This is a genomic window from Pseudomonas sp. Leaf59 (assembly GCF_920984685.1).
GTDB lineage: Bacteria > Pseudomonadota > Gammaproteobacteria > Pseudomonadales > Pseudomonadaceae > Aquipseudomonas.
Genome location: NZ_CAKLBR010000005.1, coordinates 69,438 through 89,910, shown reverse-complemented (window position 1 = coordinate 89,910; position 20,473 = coordinate 69,438). Strand labels below are relative to the sequence as shown.

At 63.2% G+C, this 20,473-nt stretch carries 21 protein-coding genes; 12 read left to right on the top strand and 9 right to left on the bottom strand.

Features of this window, described 5'->3' with window-relative positions; genetic code table 11:
• Nucleotides 1-40: 40 nt before the first annotated feature.
• Nucleotides 41-547 (bottom strand): peptide deformylase, encoded by a 507-nt coding sequence (gene def / locus LUB09_RS07345; RefSeq protein ID WP_003233625.1) that lies wholly within the window; start codon nucleotides 545-547, stop codon nucleotides 41-43.
• A gap of 135 nt (nucleotides 548-682) precedes the next feature.
• Between def and LUB09_RS07340 the strand changes: the two genes are divergently transcribed.
• The 3 genes from LUB09_RS07340 to LUB09_RS07330 are packed head-to-tail and all read left to right on the top strand — an operon-like array spanning nucleotide 683 to nucleotide 3,242.
• Nucleotides 683-1,462 (top strand): peptidoglycan-binding protein, encoded by a 780-nt coding sequence (locus tag LUB09_RS07340; protein ID WP_209986750.1) that lies wholly within the window; start codon nucleotides 683-685, stop codon nucleotides 1,460-1,462.
• A gap of 59 nt (nucleotides 1,463-1,521) precedes the next feature.
• Complete coding sequence (gene dprA, locus LUB09_RS07335; protein WP_209986752.1) at nucleotides 1,522-2,625, top strand: DNA-processing protein DprA; 1,104 nt, start codon at nucleotides 1,522-1,524, stop codon at nucleotides 2,623-2,625.
• A gap of 59 nt (nucleotides 2,626-2,684) precedes the next feature.
• A complete protein-coding gene (locus tag LUB09_RS07330; RefSeq protein WP_057006224.1) occupies nucleotides 2,685-3,242 on the top strand; it encodes an L-threonylcarbamoyladenylate synthase in 558 nt (185 codons plus the stop codon).
• Nucleotides 3,243-3,339: 97 nt separating this feature from the next.
• Here the strand turns inward: LUB09_RS07330 and LUB09_RS07325 are convergent, their stop codons facing one another.
• Nucleotides 3,340-4,317, bottom strand: a complete 978-nt coding sequence (locus LUB09_RS07325) for an NADPH:quinone reductase (protein WP_209986754.1) — start codon at nucleotides 4,315-4,317, stop codon at nucleotides 3,340-3,342.
• A 161-nt stretch (nucleotides 4,318-4,478) separates the two neighbouring features.
• On the opposite strand from LUB09_RS07325, the gene hemF reads away from it, so the two are divergent.
• Both hemF and aroE read left to right on the top strand, forming a co-directional pair.
• Nucleotides 4,479-5,411 (top strand): oxygen-dependent coproporphyrinogen oxidase, encoded by a 933-nt coding sequence (hemF, locus tag LUB09_RS07320; RefSeq protein ID WP_231422211.1) that lies wholly within the window; start codon nucleotides 4,479-4,481, stop codon nucleotides 5,409-5,411.
• Nucleotides 5,411-6,229 (top strand): shikimate dehydrogenase, encoded by an 819-nt coding sequence (gene aroE / locus LUB09_RS07315; RefSeq protein WP_209986758.1) that lies wholly within the window; start codon nucleotides 5,411-5,413, stop codon nucleotides 6,227-6,229. The genes hemF and aroE overlap by 1 nt, the downstream gene beginning before the upstream one ends.
• 24 nt (nucleotides 6,230-6,253) lie before the next feature.
• Here aroE and LUB09_RS07310 read toward each other — a convergent pair whose 3' ends face one another.
• From LUB09_RS07310 to betC, 3 genes are all read right to left on the bottom strand, one after another.
• On the bottom strand, nucleotides 6,254-7,822 hold the full coding sequence (locus tag LUB09_RS07310) for a SulP family inorganic anion transporter (protein WP_231422209.1): 1,569 nt from the start codon (nucleotides 7,820-7,822) through the stop codon (nucleotides 6,254-6,256).
• Nucleotides 7,823-7,933: 111 nt separating this feature from the next.
• Nucleotides 7,934-8,848: a choline ABC transporter substrate-binding protein gene (gene choX, locus LUB09_RS07305; protein ID WP_231422207.1), complete on the bottom strand. Its 915-nt coding sequence runs from the start codon at nucleotides 8,846-8,848 to the stop codon at nucleotides 7,934-7,936.
• Between the two features lie 18 nt (nucleotides 8,849-8,866).
• On the bottom strand, nucleotides 8,867-10,381 hold the full coding sequence (gene betC, locus LUB09_RS07300) for a choline-sulfatase (protein WP_231422205.1): 1,515 nt from the start codon (nucleotides 10,379-10,381) through the stop codon (nucleotides 8,867-8,869).
• A gap of 103 nt (nucleotides 10,382-10,484) precedes the next feature.
• Here betC and LUB09_RS07295 point away from each other — a divergent pair, with 103 nt between their 5' ends.
• The 6 genes from LUB09_RS07295 to LUB09_RS07270 all read left to right on the top strand — a co-directional run bounded on the left by LUB09_RS07295 (nucleotide 10,485) and on the right by LUB09_RS07270 (nucleotide 16,145).
• Complete coding sequence (locus tag LUB09_RS07295) at nucleotides 10,485-11,435, top strand: choline sulfate utilization transcriptional regulator (protein ID WP_231422203.1); 951 nt, start codon at nucleotides 10,485-10,487, stop codon at nucleotides 11,433-11,435.
• Between the two features lie 31 nt (nucleotides 11,436-11,466).
• Nucleotides 11,467-11,796 carry a DOPA 4,5-dioxygenase family protein gene (locus tag LUB09_RS07290; RefSeq protein WP_209986768.1) on the top strand — a complete coding sequence of 110 codons (330 nt, stop codon included), beginning with the start codon at nucleotides 11,467-11,469 and terminating at the stop codon, nucleotides 11,794-11,796.
• A 103-nt stretch (nucleotides 11,797-11,899) separates the two neighbouring features.
• Nucleotides 11,900-12,865, top strand: coding sequence for a 2-dehydro-3-deoxygalactonokinase (locus tag LUB09_RS07285; RefSeq protein ID WP_231422202.1), 966 nt, complete (start codon nucleotides 11,900-11,902; stop codon nucleotides 12,863-12,865).
• Nucleotide 12,866: 1 nt separating this feature from the next.
• Complete coding sequence (locus LUB09_RS07280; RefSeq protein WP_209986771.1) at nucleotides 12,867-13,487, top strand: 2-dehydro-3-deoxy-6-phosphogalactonate aldolase; 621 nt, start codon at nucleotides 12,867-12,869, stop codon at nucleotides 13,485-13,487.
• 48 nt (nucleotides 13,488-13,535) lie between these two features.
• Nucleotides 13,536-14,684, top strand: coding sequence for a galactonate dehydratase (gene dgoD, locus LUB09_RS07275; RefSeq protein ID WP_003233648.1), 1,149 nt, complete (start codon nucleotides 13,536-13,538; stop codon nucleotides 14,682-14,684).
• 156 nt (nucleotides 14,685-14,840) lie between these two features.
• A complete protein-coding gene (locus LUB09_RS07270; protein WP_209986773.1) occupies nucleotides 14,841-16,145 on the top strand; it encodes an MFS transporter in 1,305 nt (434 codons plus the stop codon).
• 239 nt (nucleotides 16,146-16,384) lie between these two features.
• Here LUB09_RS07270 and LUB09_RS07265 read toward each other — a convergent pair whose 3' ends face one another.
• From LUB09_RS07265 to trpB, 3 genes are all read right to left on the bottom strand, one after another.
• A complete protein-coding gene (locus LUB09_RS07265; RefSeq protein WP_231422200.1) occupies nucleotides 16,385-16,816 on the bottom strand; it encodes an anti-virulence regulator CigR family protein in 432 nt (143 codons plus the stop codon).
• 134 nt (nucleotides 16,817-16,950) lie between these two features.
• Nucleotides 16,951-17,760 carry a tryptophan synthase subunit alpha gene (gene trpA, locus LUB09_RS07260; protein WP_231422198.1) on the bottom strand — a complete coding sequence of 270 codons (810 nt, stop codon included), beginning with the start codon at nucleotides 17,758-17,760 and terminating at the stop codon, nucleotides 16,951-16,953.
• Nucleotides 17,760-19,001, bottom strand: coding sequence for a tryptophan synthase subunit beta (gene trpB, locus LUB09_RS07255; RefSeq protein ID WP_209986778.1), 1,242 nt, complete (start codon nucleotides 18,999-19,001; stop codon nucleotides 17,760-17,762). Before trpB ends, trpA begins: the two co-directional genes overlap by 1 nt.
• A 110-nt stretch (nucleotides 19,002-19,111) precedes the next feature.
• Here trpB and LUB09_RS07250 point away from each other — a divergent pair, with 110 nt between their 5' ends.
• Nucleotides 19,112-20,011 (top strand): LysR family transcriptional regulator, encoded by a 900-nt coding sequence (locus LUB09_RS07250; RefSeq protein WP_231422196.1) that lies wholly within the window; start codon nucleotides 19,112-19,114, stop codon nucleotides 20,009-20,011.
• Here LUB09_RS07250 and LUB09_RS07245 read toward each other — a convergent pair.
• Nucleotides 20,008-20,334 carry a DUF883 family protein gene (locus LUB09_RS07245; RefSeq protein WP_034101663.1) on the bottom strand — a complete coding sequence of 109 codons (327 nt, stop codon included), beginning with the start codon at nucleotides 20,332-20,334 and terminating at the stop codon, nucleotides 20,008-20,010. The two genes, LUB09_RS07250 and LUB09_RS07245, sit on opposite strands and share 4 nt — an antisense overlap.
• Between the last annotated feature and the right edge of the window lie 139 nt (nucleotides 20,335-20,473).

The following is a 20,473-nucleotide window of genomic DNA, read 5'->3' as shown; positions in this document are numbered from 1 at the left end:
AAGAAAAAGGCTTGCCGCAGCAAGCCTTTGGAAGGAGGCATCAAGCTTGCTGGCGATGCTTTTTTTCCAGCTTCTTCTTGATCCGATCACGCTTGAGCGTGGACAGATAATCGACAAACAGCTTGCCGTTGAGGTGGTCGCATTCGTGCTGGATGCACACCGCCAGCAGGCCTTCGGCAATCAGTTCGAAGGGCTTGCCGTCGCGGTCCAGGGCCTTGATCTTCACGCGCAGCGGGCGCTCGACGCTCTCGTAGAACTCCGGCACCGACAGGCAGCCTTCCTGGTACTCGCCCATCTCGTCGGTCAGCGGCTCGAACTCGGGGTTGATGTACACCTTCGGCTCGCTGCGGTCTTCGGACAGGTCCATGACCACCACGCGCAGGTGAACATTGACCTGGGTCGCGGCGAGACCGATGCCCGGCGCTTCATACATTGTTTCAAACATGTCATCGACCAACTGACGAACCTTGTCGTCCACTACGGCCACCGGCTTGGCGATCGTGCGCAGGCGCGAGTCGGGAAATTCGAGGATGTTCAAAATAGCCATAAGCGTAATTGCTGCACATGTGAGGTAGAGGCAAATCGGCGGTGGGATGGACCCAGGCAGCCGGTGTGAAACGTTCGAAAGCCGCGAAGGCGCTGACGTTTCACGCGAACGCACATAATAAAGGAGATTCACCCCATGAGGAAATCGCTACTCGTCTTGCTGCTCTGGGCCCCGTTTGCCACGGCCCTGATCCCCCCGCCTGGCCCACGCCTGGATCACACCACGCAACAGGCCATCCAGCGGTTTTTGTTGCACAACCGCATTTTTGACTCACCCCAGGACCTGGACAATGCACCCTACATCATCGCGGCGGGCGCCGGCCGTGTGCTGGGCGCCAACGATGAGCGCGTGCATGCCAGAGGCAACCTGGACCCTTCCCAGCCCATTTACGGAATATTCCGACGCGGCAAGGCCTACACCGATCCTCGAACCCAGGAGTTGTTGGGCGTCAACGCCGACGACATCGGCACTGCGCGGTTTATAACCGCCGGCGACCTCAGCACGCTTGCCGTTCAGCGGATCACTCAGGAGATACGTCCTGGCGACCGCCTGCTCCGCGCACCGTCGCCGATTGCGCTGAAACGCCTGGACGCTGCGCAGCCTGGGCCTTTCATCGAAGGCACGATCATCGATATCCCCAAGGGTGTGACCCAGATCGGCGTACTTGACGCCGTGACCCTGAACAAGGGGCGCCGGGACGGCCTGATCGAAGGCCAGGTGCTCAGCGTAATCAAAGCCGGCGCCAGCGTGCGCGACGTTCTTACCGGCGCGTTGGTGACCCTTCCCGATGCACGTGCGGGCACCCTGCTGGTGTTTCGCACTTACGAAAAACTCAGCTATGGCCTGGTGCTCAAGGCCTCCCAACCGCTGGCCGTACAGGACCGCTTTGAGACAGCCGTCAAACACAATGAATAGGTTGCTAAATAAGTTACCAACAGAGTTATCCACAAGTTGTTCCGGTCAAGGATGATCCTATGCTCGCGATAAACCGCAACGAAATATCCCCATCAGAACTGGAAGCAAGGCTGCGCCTGCACCGGCTGCCGGAACTGGGCCCGAAGCGTTTTCAACTGCTGATCGAAGCGTTCGGCTCGGCCTCCAGCGCCATCAGTGCGCCGGCCAGTGCCTGGCGTTCACTCGGGTTGCCGGCCAGCAGCGCCGACGCTCGGCGCAGCCCCGAAGTCCGTGAGGGCGCCGCTGTGGCATTGGCCTGGCTTGAGCGTGCGGGCCAGCATTTACTGATGTGGGACCAACCCGAGTACCCCGCCTTGCTTGCCGAGATCGATAGCGCGCCACCGCTGTTATTCGTCGCCGGCGACCCGCTGATCCTGGAAAAACCACAACTGGCGATGGTCGGCAGCCGTCGTGCTTCGCGTCCCGGCATGGACACCGCTGCCGCGTTTTCCCGCAGCCTGGCGAGCGCCGGTTTTGTCATCACCAGCGGCCTCGCTCTGGGAATTGATGGCGCTGCGCATCAGGCCGCATTGGACGTGGGAGGCCAGACAATCGGCGTGCTCGGCACCGGCCTGGAAAATCTTTATCCACAGCGCCACCGGCGGCTCGCCGCCGCGATGATTGACCAGGGCAGCGCCGTGGTTTCCGAGTTCCCGCTGGACGCCGCGCCCCAGGCGGGCAACTTCCCGCGGCGCAATCGCATCATCAGTGGCCTGTCCCTGGGGGTGCTGGTGGTGGAAGCGAGCATGGCCAGCGGTTCGCTGATCACGGCGAAACTGGCGGCCGAGCAAGGGCGCGAGGTCTATGCGATTCCGGGGTCCATCCATCATCCCGGGGCCAAAGGCTGTCATCAGTTGATCCGCGATGGCGCGATGCTGGTGGAAACCATCGAGCATATCCTCGAAGGATTGCGCGGCTGGCAGGCCTTGTCACGCCCTGCGCCGCTGCCGGTCACCCATCCGCTGGTAGCGTTGCTGCATGCCGCGCCGCACACCAGCGAGGCTTTGGCGATTGCCAGCGGACGACCGTTGTCCCAGGTACTTGCCACCCTCACGGAACTGGAGCTCGAAGGTCAGGTGATCAGCGAGAGCGGGCGTTGGCTTGCGCGCTGCCAGGCTTTGTAGCTGGGTTTTGTAAGGAAGATCGGTAAACTGCGCAGAGCTTTTGTCTGGAGAGTGAGCAAATGGTCAACAGGTGGCGTGTGCTGGAAACCGCACGGGAAATTCGCGCAGGCGCGGTGATTGCCTATCCAACCGAAGCCGTCTGGGGCCTGGGCTGTGACCCATGGAACGAAGAAGCGGTGGACCGCCTGCTGGCGATCAAGAACCGCTCGGTGGACAAAGGCCTGATTCTGGTGGCGGACACGATTCGCCAGTTCGACTTTCTGTTCGAAGACTTCCCGCAGGATTGGATCGACCGCATGGCCAGCACCTGGCCAGGGCCGAACACCTGGCTGGTGCCTCATCAGGATTTATTGCCGGAATGGGTGACCGGTGTGCACGACACGGTGGCGCTGCGGGTCACCGATCACCCGCTGGTGCGGGACCTGTGCTCGCTGGTGGGCCCGTTGATTTCCACCTCGGCCAACCCCCAGGGCCGCCCGGCCGCCCGCTCGCGGATTCGCGTGGAGCAGTATTTCCGTGGGCAGGTGGATCGGGTGTTGGGGGGCGCGTTGGGTGGGCGCAAGAACCCGAGCCTGATTCGCAACCTGGTCACGGGTGAGGTGGTGCGGCCTTCCTGAGACCGCGTCGCGCTTATCGCGGGCAAGCCCGCTCCCACACTTGATCGCATTCCAACTCGGTCAACAGGTGGGAGCGGGCTGGGCCGCGATGAGGCCCTCAAGGCAACAAAATAGTCGACCCTGTAGTCCGCCGCCCCGACAGCTCTGTCTGCGCCTTCGCCGCCTCCGCCAGCGAATAGCGCTGGTTGATATCAATGCGCACCTTGCCGCTCTTGATCATCGAAAACAGGTCATCGGCCATCACCTGCAAGTCCTTCGCGTTGCCGGCATAAGTCGCCAGCGTCGGCCGGGTGACATACAGCGAGCCCTTCGCCGACAGAATCCCCAGGTTCACCCCGTCCACGGCACCCGACGCATTGCCGAAGCTCACCACCAGACCCCGTGGCGCCACGCTGTCCAGAGACGTCAGCCAGGTGTCCTTGCCCACGCCGTCGTACACCACCGGCACCTTTTTGCCGTCGGTCAATTCCAGCACACGCTGTGCGACGTTTTCCTTGCTGTAATCGATGGTTGCCCAGGCGCCGAGGGATTTGGCCAGTGCCGCCTTTTCCGGCGAGCTGACGGTGCCGATCAGCTTCGCGCCCAGCGCCTTGGCCCACTGACAGGCCAGGGAGCCCACGCCACCGGCGGCTGCGTGGAACAGAATGGTGTCGCCTGCCTGCACCTCATAGGTCTGGCGCAACAGGTATTGCACGGTGAGGCCCTTGAGCATCGCGCCGGCCGCCTGTTCGAAGCTGATGTCGTCCGGCAGGTGCACCAGGTTGGCGGCCGGCAGCACATGCAGTTCGCTGTAGGCGCCGAGCGGCCCGCTGCCGTAGGCCACGCGGTCGCCCACCTTGAATTGGCTGACTTCGCTGCCCACCGCGTCGACCACGCCCGCACCTTCTGCACCCAGGCCCGATGGCAAGGCCGGCGGTGCGTAAAGGCCGCTGCGGAAATAGGTGTCGATGAAGTTCAGGCCGATGGCCTCATTGCGCACCCGCACCTGTTGTGGGCCGGGCTCTGCGGGCGTGTAGTCCACGTACTCGAGCACGTCGGGGCCGCCATGGGCGCTGAACTGGATACGTTTGGCCATCTGCACATCTCCTCAGGTTCGAATTCGCGTAGCCTCCTATCGGACTCCTAAGCTTGACCTTCGTCAACTGCGGCGGCGGCAGGTGCAGTGTTATCCTGTGCGCCCATTTGCCGCCGACGCCCTATGGCTTCGTGCTGCTTTGCCCGATTCAAGGTGACCTCATGACTACCCGCACCGAGGCTGTCAAAGCCTACCTGCTCGATCTGCAAGACCGCATCTGCAGCGCTCTGGAAGCTTTCGAGACGGACACTCGCTTTATCGAAGACGCCTGGACCCGGCCTGCCGGCGGCGGCGGGCGCACCCGTGTGATCGAGAACGGTACGGTGATCGAAAAAGGCGGCGTCAACTTTTCCCACGTATTCGGCAGCGGTTTGCCGCCCTCCGCCAGTGCCCACCGCCCGGAGCTTGCCGGGCGCGGCTTCGAGGCGCTGGGGGTGTCGCTGGTGATCCACCCGCACAACCCGCATGTGCCGACGTCTCACGCCAACGTGCGCTTTTTCAACGCAGAAAAAGAAGGCGAAGAGCCGGTGTGGTGGTTCGGTGGCGGCTTCGACCTCACGCCCTACTACGGCGTTGAGGAAGACTGCATCCACTGGCACCGCGTGGCCGAAGAAGCCTGCGCGCGGTTCGGCCCGGACGTGTACCCGCGCTACAAGGCCTGGTGCGACACCTACTTCCACATCAAGCATCGCAACGAGCCGCGCGGCATCGGCGGGCTGTTCTTCGATGACTTGAACGAGTGGGATTTCGACACCTGCTTTGCGTTCATGCAGGCCATCGGCAATGCCTACATCGACGCCTACCTGCCGATTCTGCAGCGCCGCAAGGCCATGGCGTACACCGAGCAGCAGCGCCAATTCCAGGAATTCCGCCGGGGTCGTTATGTCGAGTTCAACCTGGTCTACGACCGTGGCACCCTGTTCGGCCTGCAATCGGGCGGGCGTACCGAGTCGATCCTGATGTCGCTGCCGCCGCAAGTGCGCTGGAGCTACGACTGGAAGGCCGAGGCCGGCAGTGAAGAAGCGCGCCTCACCGACTACTTCCTGCAGGACCGCGACTGGCTGGGTATTGCGCCGCCCAAGGCAGCACAGTGATGGACCGTTATGTGGTGTTCGGCAATCCCATCGGCCACAGCAAGTCGCCGTTGATTCACCGTATGTTCGCCGAGCAGACCGGCGAGCAACTGGACTACAGCACCCTGCTTGCGCCACTGGAGGATTTCGCCGGCTGTGCCCGTGAGTTTTTTCTGCAGGGGCGCGGCGCCAATGTCACCGTGCCGTTCAAGGAAGAGGCGTTCCGCCTGGCCAGCAGCCTGACCGAGCGGGCGCGCCGCGCCGGTGCGGTCAACACCCTGAGCCAACTGGGCGATGGCACCTTGCTGGGCGACAACACCGATGGCGCCGGCCTGGTGCGCGACCTCACGGTCAACGCCGGGCTGACGCTGGAAGGCAAACGCATCCTGTTGCTGGGCGCCGGTGGCGCGGTGCGTGGTGCGCTGGAGCCATTGCTGGCCGAGCGACCCGCGTCGCTGATCATCGCCAACCGCACCGTGGAGAAAGCCGAATCACTGGCCGAGTTGTTCGACGATTTGGGCCCGGTGTCGGCCAGCGGTTTCGATTGGCTGCGTGAGCCGGTGGACGTGATCATCAACGCCACCTCGGCCAGCCTGTCAGGCGATGTACCGCCGATTGCGGGCAGCCTGATCGACCCGGGCAGGACATTCTGCTACGACATGATGTATGCCCAGCAGCCTACTGCGTTCTGTCGCTGGGCCAGCGAACACGACGCGGCGATCGCGATGGATGGCCTGGGCATGCTGGTTGAGCAAGCGGCCGAAGCATTCTTCCTGTGGCGCGGTGTGCGCCCGGATTCGGCGCCGGTGCTGGCTGAACTGCGCCGACAGTTGGCCTGACACCCATCCAATTATGGGAGGGGCTCAGTCTTCGAAATGGATGGGGCAACGGTCGGCGCCTTCCAGCTTTCTCAGTTCCTCTACCACCTGGGGCCGAGCCCGGCGCAAGGTCAGGCTGCGTCCCAACCCCTGCAACCGCCGTGCTTCCTGGTGCAGCATCTCCACCCCCGAATAGTCGATGAAATTGATCTGTTGCGCCTCGATCACCACCCGCTTCCCCGCGAGTCTTTGCAGGCGCACCTGCAGGTAATGGCTGGCGCCAAAAAAGATCGAGCCGCCCACCCGCAGCACATCATCTTCACCGTCGCGCCAGTGCTGGACGCTGGGTTGTGACGTGCGCTTGAGGTAGAAAAACAGCGAGGCCAGCACCCCCGCATAAATTGCCGTCTGCAACTCCAGCAGCAAAGTCGCCAACAGCGTCAGGCTCATCACCACGAATTCCGCGCGACTGACCCGGAACAACGCGCCAATAGCGCGACGGTCCACCAGGCCCCAGCAAATCAGCAGAATGCTCGCCGCCATGCTCGGGATCGGGATCCGTGCGATCAACGCCGCGCCAAACAACGCGAACAACGCCACCCACAGCGCCGAAAATACCCCGGCCAGTGGTGAGCAGGCGCCCGCCTCAAGGTTGAGGCCCGAGCGCGTGAAGGAACCGGCCGACAAATAGCCGGAAAAAAATCCGCCGACCATATTGGATAAACCCTGCGCACGAACTTCCTGGTTGGCATCGAGCAATTGCTGCGAGCGCGCCGACAAGGCGCGCGCAATCGACAGGCTGGTCACCAGCCCCAGCATGCCCACCGCCACGGCGCCGGGCAGCAGGCGCAGAATCACGTCCAGGTCCATCGGCAACGGGCTGAACGGCGGCAGCTTGCCGACAAACCCACTCACCCGCGCTACGTGCCCGAACATCGCCGGCCACAGCCACGCGGCCACGCTGCTCAGGGTCAGGGCGATCAACAGCGTCGGCCAGCGCGGCACCCGGTACTTGAGCAACGCGCCCAGCAGCAAGGTGCCGAGGCCCAGGATGAGCGAGGCGTGGTCCCACTCGCCGCGATGTTCGATCAGTGCCAGCAGGCTGTTGAGGGCGGTGGTCTGGCTCGGCAGTTCAAGCCCCAGCAGGTTGGGCAACTGCCCCAATGCGATGACCACGGCGGCGCCGAGGGTGAAGCCGAGTACCACCGAGTGCGAGACGAAATTCACCAGCGCACCGAAGCGCAGCAGGCCGAGCAGCCACTGGAACACGCCAGCCAGGAACGTCAGCAGCAGGATCAGGCTGATGTAGTCCCGCGAGCCCGGCACGGCCAATGGGCTGACGCTGGCGTAGAGGACGATGGAAATCGCCGCCGTAGGCCCGCAGATCAGGTGCCAGGACGAACCCCACAGGCAGGCGATCAGCACCGGGATGATGGCTGCGTACAGGCCGTATTCGGGTGGCAGGCCGGCGATCAGCGCGTAGGCAATCGACTGTGGCAGGGCAAGTACGGCGCCGCTGAGACCGACCAGTGCGTCCCGTCCGACGCTCGCGCGGGTTTGATTCGCCAGCCAGGCGAGGAAGGGAAAGAGTGTGTAGCGAGTGGGCCGGGGCATCTGTAACTCGGCTTGAAAGATTTGGCTCAAGATTATCAGCACCCACACGCCCCTGTGGGAGCTGGCTTGTGTGGGAGCTGGCCCATTCCCACAGAGGGCAGCGGTGGGGCTTTAGAGCTGGGCTTTGACTGCCGCCAATGCGTCCTTGCCATCCACGGTCTTCACCCCATCAAGCCACTTGTCGAGCACCGCAGGGTTGGCCTTGATCCACGTCTTCGCGGCCTCGGCGTTGCTGACCTTGTCGTTGGCCACCTGCGCCATGATGCTGTTCTCCATGTCCTGGGTAAAACTCAGGTTGGTCAGCAGTTTCCCCACGTTCGGGCAGGCCTGCGCATAACCCTTGCGGGTCAGGGTGTAGACGCTGCCGGTATCGCCGAAGTACTGCTCGCCGCCCTTGAGGTAATGCATCTTCAACTGCACGTTCATCGGGTGCGGCGTCCAGCCAAGGAAGGTGACGAAGCGCTGCTTCTTCACCGCCCGCGACACTTCGGCGAGCATCGCCTGTTCGCTCGACTCGATCAGTTTCCACTGGCCCAGGTTGAAGTCGTTCTTCTTGATGATCTCCTGCAGCGAGATATTGGCCGGCGCGCCGGAGCCGATGCCGTAAATCTTCTTGTCGAACTTGTCGGCGAATGTGTTCAGGTCGGCAAAATCATGCACCCCCGCATCCCACACATAATCCGGCACGGCCAGGGTGAACTCGGTGCCGTCGAGGTTCTTCGCCAGTTGCACCACATCGCCATTGGCCACGAACTTGTCGTAAAAGCCTTGCTGCGCCGGCATCCAGTTGCCGAGGAACACATCCACTTTGCCGTCCTTGAGCCCGCCAAAAGTAATCGGCACCGCCAGGGTGTCGACCTTGGGTGTGTAGCCCATGCCCGTCAGCAAGAAACCGGTAATGGCGTTGGTTGCGGCAATGTCGCTCCAGCCCGGGTCAGCCATTTTTACCGTTTCGCAACGTGTGTCTGCGTACGCATTGGCGCTGGCCAGCGCCAGAATGCTCAGTATCACCGTCAACTTTTGCATGACCTTCCCTCTGTCTGTTTATTGGTTCTGGCAGGGTTGTGGATAACGTGCCTTGCGCTCCAGATCGTCGAGGTCGATGTGGTTGCGCATGTATTGCTGGCTGGCGTCCACCAGCGGCTGGTGGTCCCAGCTCTTGAGCGTGCCCTGGGTCAGTGCCTCGAACACCAGGCGACGACGGCGTTGGCTGGCGAGCACCTGCTGGTGGATCGCCGGGATGTCCCATTTGGCCCGCGCCTCTGTCAAAAACGCCTCGAACAGCGGCCGGTGTTCCGGTGACTGGCTGAGGTTTTCCCGCTCGTGCGGGTCGTTGTGCACATCGAACAGCAGACACGGATCGTCTTCGCTGTAGATGAATTTCCAGGCGCCCCGGCGAATCATCATCAAGGGGCTGATGGTGCCTTCGGCCATGTATTCGCCAAACACTTCGTCGTGCCCGCCCTGCCCTTGCAAGTGCGACACCAGCGAGCGGCCGTCCAGCGGCAGGCGCGGGTCGAGTGCGCCGCCGGCCAGTTCCACCAGGGTGGGCAGCAGGTCGGCGGTGGACACGGCCGACGTGACGCGGCCGGCGGCGAACTGCCCTGGCGCACTCACCAGCAACGGCACGCGGGCAGCCATTTCAAACCAGTGCATTTTGTACCAGAGGCCGCGCTCGCCGAGCATGTCGCCGTGATCGCCCGAAAAGATGATGATCGTGTCGTCGGCCAGGCCGGTGTCTTCCAGGGTTTGCAGGAGCTTGCCGACGTTGCTGTCAATGTAGCTGCAGGCGCCGAAGTAGGCGCGGCGCGCATCGCGGATCTTGTCGACCGGCAGCGGCTTGTCCCACAGGTCATACACCTTGAGCAGCCGTTGGGAATGCGGGTCGAGGTCGCTCTGCGCAGGCGTCACGGGCAACGGGATGTCGCTGTCGTCGTAGAGGTCCCAGAACGGTTTGGGAATGGTGTACGGGTCGTGAGGGTGGGTCATCGACACGGTGAGGCAGAACGGCCGGTCGCCGTCCTCGCGAATGTGGTCGAACAGGTACTGCTGGGCCTTGAACACCACCTCCTCGTCGAAATCCAGCTGGTTGGTGCGCACGCACGGGCCGGCCTGCAGCACCGATGACATGTTGTGAAACCAGCTGGGGCGCACATCCGGTTCGTCCCAGTTCACTGCCCAGCCGTAATCGGCGGGGTAGATATCGCTGGTCAGGCGTTCTTCAAAACCGTGTAACTGGTCGGGGCCGCAAAAGTGCATCTTGCCCGACAGCGCGGTGCGGTAGCCCAGGCGGCGCAGGTAGTGGGCGTAGGTCGGCACATCGGCGGGAAAGTCCGCCGCGTTGTCGTAGGCGCCGATCTTGCTCGGCAGCTGGCCGCTGACCAGCGTGAAGCGCGACGGTGCGCACAGCGGGCTGTTGCAATAGGCGGCGTCGAACACCACGCCCTGGGCGGCAAGACGGCTCAGGTTGGGCAGCTTGATTGGGGAAGGTCCGTAGAACGGCAGCATCGGCGCGGCCATTTGATCGGCCATGATGAAAAGAATGTTCTTGCGCTTCATGATCTATCGGCATTCCATAGGCGGTGTTTATGCCAGTGAGCATGCAGCCCATGAAAAGTGGGGTAAAGCCCATGAAAAGCAATGTCTAGGATAAGCACAGCTTATGTATGAAGCCCTCGGCGACCTGTCCCTCGACCTGCTGCGCGCCTTCGAAGCCGCTGCGCGCCACCGCAGCTTTACGGCGGCGGCGATGGAGCTGGGCGCCACCCAACCGGCGATCAGCCAGCAGATCAAACGCCTCGAAGAACAGCTGGCGATCCGCCTGTTTGATCGCATCTACCGCGGCATTGAACTGACTGACGCCGGCGCGCTGTTGTTCGAGCATGTGCAGGGCGGCTTGCAGGGCATCAATCAGGGCCTCAGCGCGATCACCCAGCAGGACCAGCACGAAGTGCTGCAGGTGGCCACCGACTTTGCCTTCGCCGCCTACTGGCTGATGCCGCGCCTGCACCGTTTTCATGAGGCCTACCCGCAGGTGGACGTGAGCCTGGTGACCAGCGAACGCAACCACGCCAGCCTGCGCAGCGACATCGACGTGGCGGTGCTGTTTGGCGACGGCCGCTTCAAGCAGGGCGACAGCCTGTGGCTATTCAACGAGGAAGTATTCCCGGTGTGCAGCCCCCAGTGGCTCAAGGATCAGGCCCGGCCACTGAGCGTGCAGACCTTGCCCGAGTACCCGCTGCTGCACCTGCGTCAGGAGACCAACAGCCAATGGTTCAATTGGGCTGGCGTGTTCCGCGAGCTGGGGATCGCCGTAGCGCCCACGCCCGGCCAGTTGCGTTTCGACAACTACACCCTGCTGATCCAGGCGGCGATTGCCGGCCAGGGCGTGGCCATCGGCTGGCGGCACCTGGTGGATAACCTGCTCGAGCAGAACTGGCTGTGCCGGCCGATCAGCGACACGGTGATCTCGCGCTTCGGCTACTACGTGGTGCAGCCACAACGTAAACGACGCGGGCAACTGGTCGAGCGATTTGTCGACTGGTTGCTGGCGGAGCAGGCCAGCAGCGCGCAATCGCTGACCGGACTGGCCCTGCCCTCGATTGCCGTCTAGCATTTGGCGCACATCCGCTGCGGAGGCCGCCATGCAACGCATCAAGGGCTATCACGCCCATATCTACTTCGACGCCGACACCCTCGATCAGGCCCGCACGTTGTGTGAAGACGCCGCCGCACTGTTCCCGCTGCGCATGGGGCGCATGCACCAACGGCCGGTGGGCCCGCACCCGGACTGGAGCTGTCAGCTGGCGTTCGACGTCGAATACATCGGTGTGGTGCTGCCCTGGCTGGTGATCCATCGCAATGGCCTGGTGGTGTTCCTGCATCCGGACACCGGTGACGACCTCAAGGACCACACCGACTACGCGATCTGGATGGGGGCGATGCGGGAGCTGAACCTGAGCGCATTTACATAAATAGCCGTTGATTCCCTATATATGGGACAGATATTTATATATTGAGATTAGCGCCGCCTTGGGTTTATATTCCCCCATCCGCTCAGAACACTCAGGTGAAGCGATGCAGGCGCAATTGATCGCGCTCGATTGGGGGACCAGCTCCCTTCGTGCTTACAAACTCGGCCCCGCAGGCGTGGTGCTGGAACAGCGCGCGCTGGCGTCGGGCATCATGCATTTGCCCACCGAGGCCCGCGCTATCGCCGGTGTGCGCTGCACCGATGGTTTCGAGCTGGCCTTTGACGCGGCCTGTGGCGACTGGCTCGATGCGGCGCCCCATCTGCCGGTGATCGCCTGCGGCATGGTCGGCAGCGCCCAGGGCTGGAGCGAAGCGGCCTATCGCGCTACACCCGTCGACGTCTCCAGCCTGGGCCAGGCCTTGCACCGGGTGCGCAGCCTGCGCGGTGCCGAGGTGCACATCGTGCCCGGTGTGATCGAGCCGGACGGCTTGCCCAATGTGATGCGCGGCGAAGAAACCCAGGTGCTGGGCGTGCTGCAAAGCCTGCCGGCGGGCGCTGACGTATTGATCGGCCTGCCCGGCAGCCATTGCAAATGGGTCAAGGTGGTCGATGGCCGCATCACCCATTTCGACACTTTCATGACCGGTGAGCTGTTCGCGATATTGAGCAAACACAGCATTCTGGGGCGTACCCAACAGCCCTGTGAGCAGTTCCAGGCCCAAGCCTTTGACCGAGGCGTACACGTGGCGCTGTCGGCCGATGGCCAGCGCGGTTTGCTGTCCACCCTGTTCAGCGCCCGTACCCTGGGCCTCACCGCCGAACTCTCGGCCGAGCAACAAGCGGATTATCTTTCCGGCCTGATGATCGGCCATGAACTCGCCGGCCTGCCGGGCAGCGCAAAACACCAGCCGATCATCCTGGTCGGCGCCGCTGCTCTTTGCACCCGCTATCAACGCGCCCTCGCCCTTTGCGGCTTCGCCCATGTCAGCCTGGCGCAGGAAGCCACCGAGCGCGGCCTGTGGCAATTGGCCGTGGCGGCCGGGCTCACTCAACCAGCAACGGAGGCCTGACATGCTCAAGCACGCACTGGCACAAAACGGTTTGATCGCGATCCTGCGCGGCGTACGCCCGGACGAAGCCCTGGCCATCGGACTGGTGTTGTACGACGCCGGTTTTCGCGTGATCGAAGTGCCGCTCAATTCGCCCGACCCCTACACCAGCATCCGCACCCTGCGCGACACCTTGCCCGCCGATTGCCTGATCGGTGCCGGCACGGTGTTGACGCCGGAACAGGTCGAGCAGGTCAAGGCGGCCGGCGGCCAGGTGATCGTCATGCCCCACAGCGATGCCAAGGTACTGCGTGCGGCAAAAGCGGCCGGCCTGTACCTGTCGCCGGGTGTGGCGACGCCCACCGAAGCGTTCGCGGCATTGGCCGAAGGCGCCGATGTGCTGAAGCTGTTTCCGGCCGAGCAAATGGGCCCGGCGGTGATCAAGGCGTGGCTCGCGGTATTGCCGGCGGGCACCCTGCTGCTGCCGGTGGGCGGCATCACCCCGGACAACATGCAGGTGTTCAGCGACGCCGGCGCCAAGGGTTTCGGGTTGGGTTCCGGGTTGTTCAAACCGGGTATGACAGTGGATCAGGTCGCGAGCCGCGCCCAGGCGTATGTCGCCGCCTGGAAAGCCCTGAGCTGATATCAAGTTCCGCGCCCGCAGGCGCCGCATCGATAAGAGAGATAACAGATGAAAATCACCAAACTGACGACCTTTATCGTCCCGCCGCGCTGGTGCTTCCTCAAGGTCGAGACCGACCAGGGCGTGACCGGCTGGGGTGAGCCGGTGGTCGAGGGCCGCGCCCACACGGTGGCGGCTGCCGTTGAAGAACTGTCCGACTACCTGATCGGCAAAGACCCACGCAATATCGAAGACATCTGGACCGTGCTCTATCGCGGCGGCTTCTACCGTGGCGGTGCCGTGCACATGAGTGCCCTGGCCGGTATCGACCAGGCGCTGTGGGACATCAAGGGCAAGGCCCTCGGCGTGTCCGTGAGCGACCTGCTCGGCGGCCAGGTGCGCGACAAGATTCGCGTGTATTCGTGGATCGGCGGCGACCGTCCGGCTGACACCGCGCGTGCCGCCAAAGAGGCCGTGGCCCGTGGCTTTACCGCGGTGAAAATGAACGGCACCGAAGAACTGCAGTTCGTCGACAGTTTCGACAAAGTCGACCTGGCCCTGGCCAACGTGGCGGCCGTGCGTGATGCAGTCGGCCCCAACGTGGGCATCGGCGTCGACTTCCATGGCCGCGTGCACAAGCCGATGGCCAAGGTGCTGATGAAGGAGCTGGACCCGTACAAGCTGATGTTTATCGAAGAGCCGGTGCTCAGCGAAAACTATGAAGCGCTGAAAGAGCTGGCGCCGCTGACCAGCACGCCGATTGCCCTGGGCGAGCGCCTGTTCTCGCGCTGGGACTTCAAGCGCGTGCTCAGCGAGGGCTACGTCGACATCATCCAGCCGGATGCCTCCCACGCGGGCGGCATCACCGAGACGCGCAAGATCGCCAACATGGCCGAAGCCTACGACGTGGCGCTGGCTCTGCACTGTCCGCTGGGCCCGATTGCCCTGGCGGCCTGCCTGCAACTGGACGCGGTCTGCTACAACGCGTTTATCCAGGAACAAAGCCTGGGCATTCACTACAACGAGAGCAACGACCTGCTCGACTACGTGCGCGACCCGGGCGTGTTCGACTATGACCAGGGCTTTGTGAAGATCCCCAACGGCCCGGGCCTGGGCATCGAGATCAACGAGGAATACGTGATCGAACGCGCGGCCATCGGCCACCGCTGGCGCAACCCGATCTGGCGCCATGCCGACGGCAGCTTTGCCGAGTGGTAAGCACGCTCTGACTGAAAGAATGCGGTTAAACAGGTGGGAGGGGGCTTACTCCCGATAGCTGGGTGTCAGTCGACATTTTCAGTGGCTGATTCACCGCTATCGGGAGCCAGCCCCCTCCCACCCAGTCCTCAATAAACATAAAAAGAGGCACTCCCCATGCAACCTGAATCCCTCACCGGACAGGCTTCTCTCGTCACGCCTAGCCGAAAGCGCTACTTCATCGGCCTGCTGCTGTTCATCACCGTGGTGATCAACTACCTGGACCGCAGCAACCTGTCGATTGCCGCGCCAGCTTTGACCAGCGACCTGGGGATCGACCCGGTGCATGTCGGGCTGATCTTCTCCGCGTTCGGCTGGACCTACGCGGCCATGCAGATTCCCGGCGGCTGGCTGGTCGACCGGGTGCCACCGCGCATCCTCTACACCGCCGCCTTGCTGTTGTGGTCGATTGCCACGGTGATGCTGGGCTTTGCCGCCAGCTTTATCGCGCTGTTTGTGTTGCGCATGGCGGTCGGCGCACTGGAGGCCCCGGCCTATCCGATCAACAGCCGTGTGGTGACCACTTGGTTTCCCGAGCGCGAACGCGCCACGGCGATTGGCTTTTATACCTCGGGGCAGTTCGTCGGGCTGGCGTTTCTGACGCCGGTGCTGGCCTGGCTGCAACACCGGTTCGGCTGGCACATGGTGTTTGTCGCCACGGGCGGCGTGGGCATCCTGTGGGCGCTGATCTGGTACGCGGTGTACCGCGAGCCGAAGGATTTCAAAGGCGCCAATGCGGCGGAAATTCAACTGATCCGCGACGGCGGCGGCCTGGTGGACATGCAGGCGCAGACCAAAAAGGCGCCGTTCAGTTGGGTCGACCTGGGCATTGTGCTGAGCAAGCGCAAACTCTGGGGCATCTACCTGGGCCAGTTCTGCCTGAACTCCACGCTGTGGTTTTTCCTGACGTGGTTCCCCACTTACCTGGTGAAATACCGTGGCATGGATTTCATCAAGTCCGGCCTGCTGGCCTCGCTGCCCTTTCTCGCGGCGTTTGTCGGTGTGCTGTGTTCCGGGATCTTTTCCGACTGGCTGATCCGCCGGGGAGCGTCGGTGGGCTTTGCACGCAAGTTGCCGATCATCAGCGGGCTACTGATTTCCACTGCGATAATCGGCGCCAACTACGTGGACTCGACGGCGTGGGTGATTGCCTTCCTGGCGCTGGCGTTCTTCGGCAATGGCCTGGCATCGATCACCTGGTCGCTGGTGTCGACCCTGGCCCCCGCGCGTTTGCTGGGATTGACGGGCGGGGTGTTCAACTTCATCGGTAACCTGTCGGCGATTGCCACGCCAATCGTGATCGGCTTTCTGGCCAGTGGCGACTCGTTTGCGCCGGCAATAACCTACATCGCCGTGCTGGCGCTGCTTGGCGCGTTGTCCTACGTGCTGCTGGTGGGCAAGGTCGAGCGGATCGAGTTGTAAACCCTGACCCGCCTGTGGTGGCGGGCGGGCTTCTGTGGCTAGCAGGCTTTTTGTGTTGTGGCGAGCGGGCTTGCTTGTGGCGAGCGGGCTTGCCCCGCGTTGGGGTGCGAAGCGCCCCCAATCAAGCAAAACGCGGTGTACCTGATACGACTCAGCGTCTGGTTTTGGGGCTGCTGCGCAGCCCAACGCAGGACAAGCCTGCTCGCCACAAGCAAGCCCGCTTGCCACAAAAAGCCTGCTTAGTTGAGTACGTTGGCAAGGATCTCGTAGACGATGCCGGTGCCCACTGCGATCAACACCACGTCCGGGCCGGAGCGGCGCCATTCGTAACCGTCGTAGCGCGGCAGGCGCTCCAGTTCGCGGGGGCCGAGGCGCTCGCCGTAGTAGCCGGGGGGCAATGGTCGGCCGCGTTCCAGGCGCACGTCCGGTGGCGGTGGCGCGCCGCGTGCGAACTGGTCGTGGTGGTCGTGGATGATCTGGCGCACCGGGCCGAAATCCCGGGGTGGGCCGCCTCGGCGGTCGTCCTGCGGGCCACGTTGCTCATGGGCCCCCGGCGGGCCGTCACGACCCGGGCCTTCGCCGCGCGGGTCGGGCGGCGCGGCGTGCACCAAGGCGCTGGCGCCGAGTACCAGCACGCCGAGACCTGCAATCACGGATTTGGGCATTTTCATCGGGGATTCCTCAGGGCACACACAAAAAAGGGATTTCGAACGAGGTTCGAAATCCCTGGGTCTTGCTGTTTAGGCCGTGCCCGCGCGGGTTGATTCCTCTGTATCAGGAACTTTACCTAGCGCTGACGGGACGCTTACTTACGCGCGTTACGCACGCCTTCGGCCAGCGCCGCGCAATGGCTCAATACCCCATCGATAGCGTGCTCGTGGCTGCTGGCGTTGGCGATGTGGTCGATCAATGCCGAGCCCACCACGACACCGTCCGCCAGGCGAGCGATGGCAGAGGCCTGTTCCGGCGTGCGGATACCAAAACCGATGCTGATCGGCAGGTCGGTATGGCGGCGCAGGCGCGTCACGGCTTCTTCGACGTGTTCCAGGGTGGCGGCGCCGGCACCGGTCACACCGGCCACCGACACGTAGTACACAAAGCCGGAACTGCCGTTGAGCACGGTAGGCAGACGCACATCGTCGGTGGTCGGCGTGGTCAGGCGGATAAAGTCGATGCCGGCGGCCTGGGCCGGGTCGCACAGCTCAGCGTTATGCTCGGGCGGCATGTCGACCACGATCAGGCCATCGACCCCAGCGTCCTTGGCGTCGCTGATGAACGTCGGCACGCCGTATTTGTGGATCGGGTTGAAGTAACCCATCAACACCAGCGGCGTGTCGTTATTGTCCTTGCGGAACTCGCGCACCATCTGCAGGGTTTTCGCCAGGTTCTGTTTGGCTTCCAACGCACGGATGTTCGCCAACTGGATCGCCGGGCCGTCGGCCATCGGGTCGGTGAAGGGCATGCCCAACTCGATCACATCGGCGCCGGCCGCAGGCAGGCCTTTGAGGATCGCCAGCGAAGCGTCATACCCCGGGTCGCCGGCGGTGACGAAGGTCACCAGGGCGGCGCGGTTCTGTTCTTTCAGCTGCGCAAAGCGGGTTTGCAGGCGGCTCATCAGTGTGTCTCCTGCTTGGCATGCTCTGGTTGAGCATGTCCCATGTGGTGCATCACGGTCTGCATGTCCTTGTCGCCACGGCCCGACAGGTTGATGACCATCAGGTGATCCTTGGGCAGGCTCGGTGCACGCTTGAACACTTCGGCCAGGGCATGGGCGCTTTCCAGCGCAGGAATAATCCCTTCCAGGCGGCAGCATTTGTGGAACGCCTCGAGGGCTTCGTCGTCGGTCACCGAGGTGTACTGGACGCGGCCGATGTCATGCAACCACGCGTGTTCCGGGCCGATGCCGGGGTAGTCCAGGCCTGCGGAAATCGAGTGGGCGTCGATGATCTGACCATCGTCGTCCTGCAGCAGGAAGGTGCGGTTACCGTGCAGCACGCCTGGTACGCCGCCGTTGAGGCTGGCGGCGTGTTTGCCGGTCTCGATGCCGTGGCCGGCCGCTTCGACGCCGATGATGTCCACGCTCTTGTCATCCAGGAACGGGTGGAACAGGCCCATCGCGTTCGAACCGCCGCCGATGCACGCCACCAGGCTGTCCGGCAGGCGGCCTTCCTGGGCTTGCATCTGGTCGCGGGTTTCCTTGCCGATCACGGCCTGGAAGTCACGCACCATGGCAGGGTAAGGGTGCGGGCCGGCCACGGTGCCGATCAGGTAAAAGGTGTCGTCGACATTGGTCACCCAGTCGCGCAGCGCTTCGTTCATCGCGTCCTTCAGCGTGCCGGTGCCGGCCACCACGGGGATGACTTCAGCGCCCAGCAATTTCATGCGGAACACGTTGGCCTGTTGGCGCTCGATGTCGGTGGTGCCCATATAGATCACGCATTGCAGGCCGAAGCGCGCCGCCACGGTGGCGGTGGCCACGCCGTGCATGCCGGCGCCGGTCTCGGCGATGATGCGTTTTTTGCCCATGCGCCGCGCCAGCAGAATCTGGCCGATGCAGTTGTTGATCTTGTGCGCGCCGGTGTGGTTGAGCTCTTCGCGCTTGAGGTAGATCTTGGCGCCGCCGCAGAATTCGGTCAGGCGTTCGGCGAAGTACAGCGGGCTCGGGCGTCCGACGTAGTCGCGCTGGAAGTAGGCCAGTTCCTTATTGAAAGCCGGATCGATCTTGGCCGCTTCGTATTCGCGGGCCAGGTCGAGGATCAACGGCATCAGGGTTTCTGCAACGTAGCGGCCGCCAAAGCCGCCAAACAGGCCGTTAAGGTCCGGGCCGTTGCGCAGGTCGGTCTGGGACTCAATCATGGGACGCTCCAGGGAATAGGGGGTGAGAGATGCAATGAGGTCCACTCTACCCCTCACGCTCCAGGCTGAAAACCGATAAGATCGCCGCAACCTGTCAGGAAAACTCACAGATGAGCCGAGACCTCCCACCGCTCAATGCCTTGCGCGCGTTTGAAGCCGCAGCGCGGCTAAACAGCGTCAGCCAGGCAGCCGAGCAGCTGCATGTGACCCACGGTGCGGTGAGTCGCCAGCTCAAAGTGCTTGAAGAACACCTGGGCGTCAGCCTGTTCGTCAAGGAAGGTCGTGGCCTTAAACTCACAGATGCAGGCGTACGGCTGCGTGATGTGAGTGCCGAGGCCTTCGAACGGCTCAGGGATGTGTGCAACGAATTGACCCGCCACAGCGCCGACGCACCCTTCGTGCTGGGTTGTTCGGGCAGCTTGCTCGCGCGCTGGCTGATCCCGCGCCTGGGCCGCTTGAATGCCGATCTGCCAGACCTGCGTCTGCACCTCTCGGCGGGTGATGGCGATCTCGATCCGCGTCGACCGGGTCTCGACGCCCTGCTGGTGTTTGCCGAACCACCATGGCCGGCCGACATGCAGGTGTTCGAGCTGGCCAGCGAACGCATCGGGCCGGTCATGAGCCCGCGTTTCGCCGGTTACGAAAGACTGCGCCAGGCCCCGGCTTCTGCCTTGTGTGGCGAACCGCTGTTGCACACCACCTCGCGCCCGCAAGCCTGGCCCAGTTGGGCGCAGCCACACGGCATCGAGCCCGGCACGTTGAAACTCGGCCAGGGGTTTGAGCATTTGTATTATTTGCTGGAAGCAGCAGTGGCGGGACTTGGGGTGGCGATTGCACCGCAGCCGCTGGTGGCAGAGGACCTGCGTGCGGGTCGGCTGGTGGCGCCATGGGGTTTCAGTGAAACCCCGGCGCACCTGGCGTTGTGGCTGCCCAAGCGCGCCGCAGACGGGCGCGCAGGGCAATTGGCGCAGTGGCTCAAGGCTGAGCTGGCGCGCCAGACCACGTATTAGTCACCGCGTTTGCACAGCAGGTAGGCTGCCAGCAGGCCCAGTGCACCGACGGCAACACCGGCAGTAGTCCATGGGTGCTCTTGTGCGTAGTCACGGGTAGCAACGCCGGTTTCGCGCAGTTTGACCTTGCTTTCTTCGTAGGCATCGGTGATCAGGTGGCGAGAGTGCTTGAGGGCGTTCTCGGCATTGCTTTTCAAGGCCTTCAGTGTTTTGCGCGACTCATCGGACGCGTCATCCTTGAGGCTCTCAAGGGATTTGAGCAGGCTCGAAATCTCGGCTTCCATGCTTTCCAGCGACGCTTTGCGTAAAGAAGTGTTGGCCATGTGAACTCTCCTGAAAGTGATTGAGTGGCGTGTGTAGATACCGACTGCGCCCGTTTCAGAAAGTGCAGTAATTCTGAACTTTCTCCTGCGAATGGTCGCCTGAAGCAGTAAGAACATTCACTGCTAGTCTTGATTGACG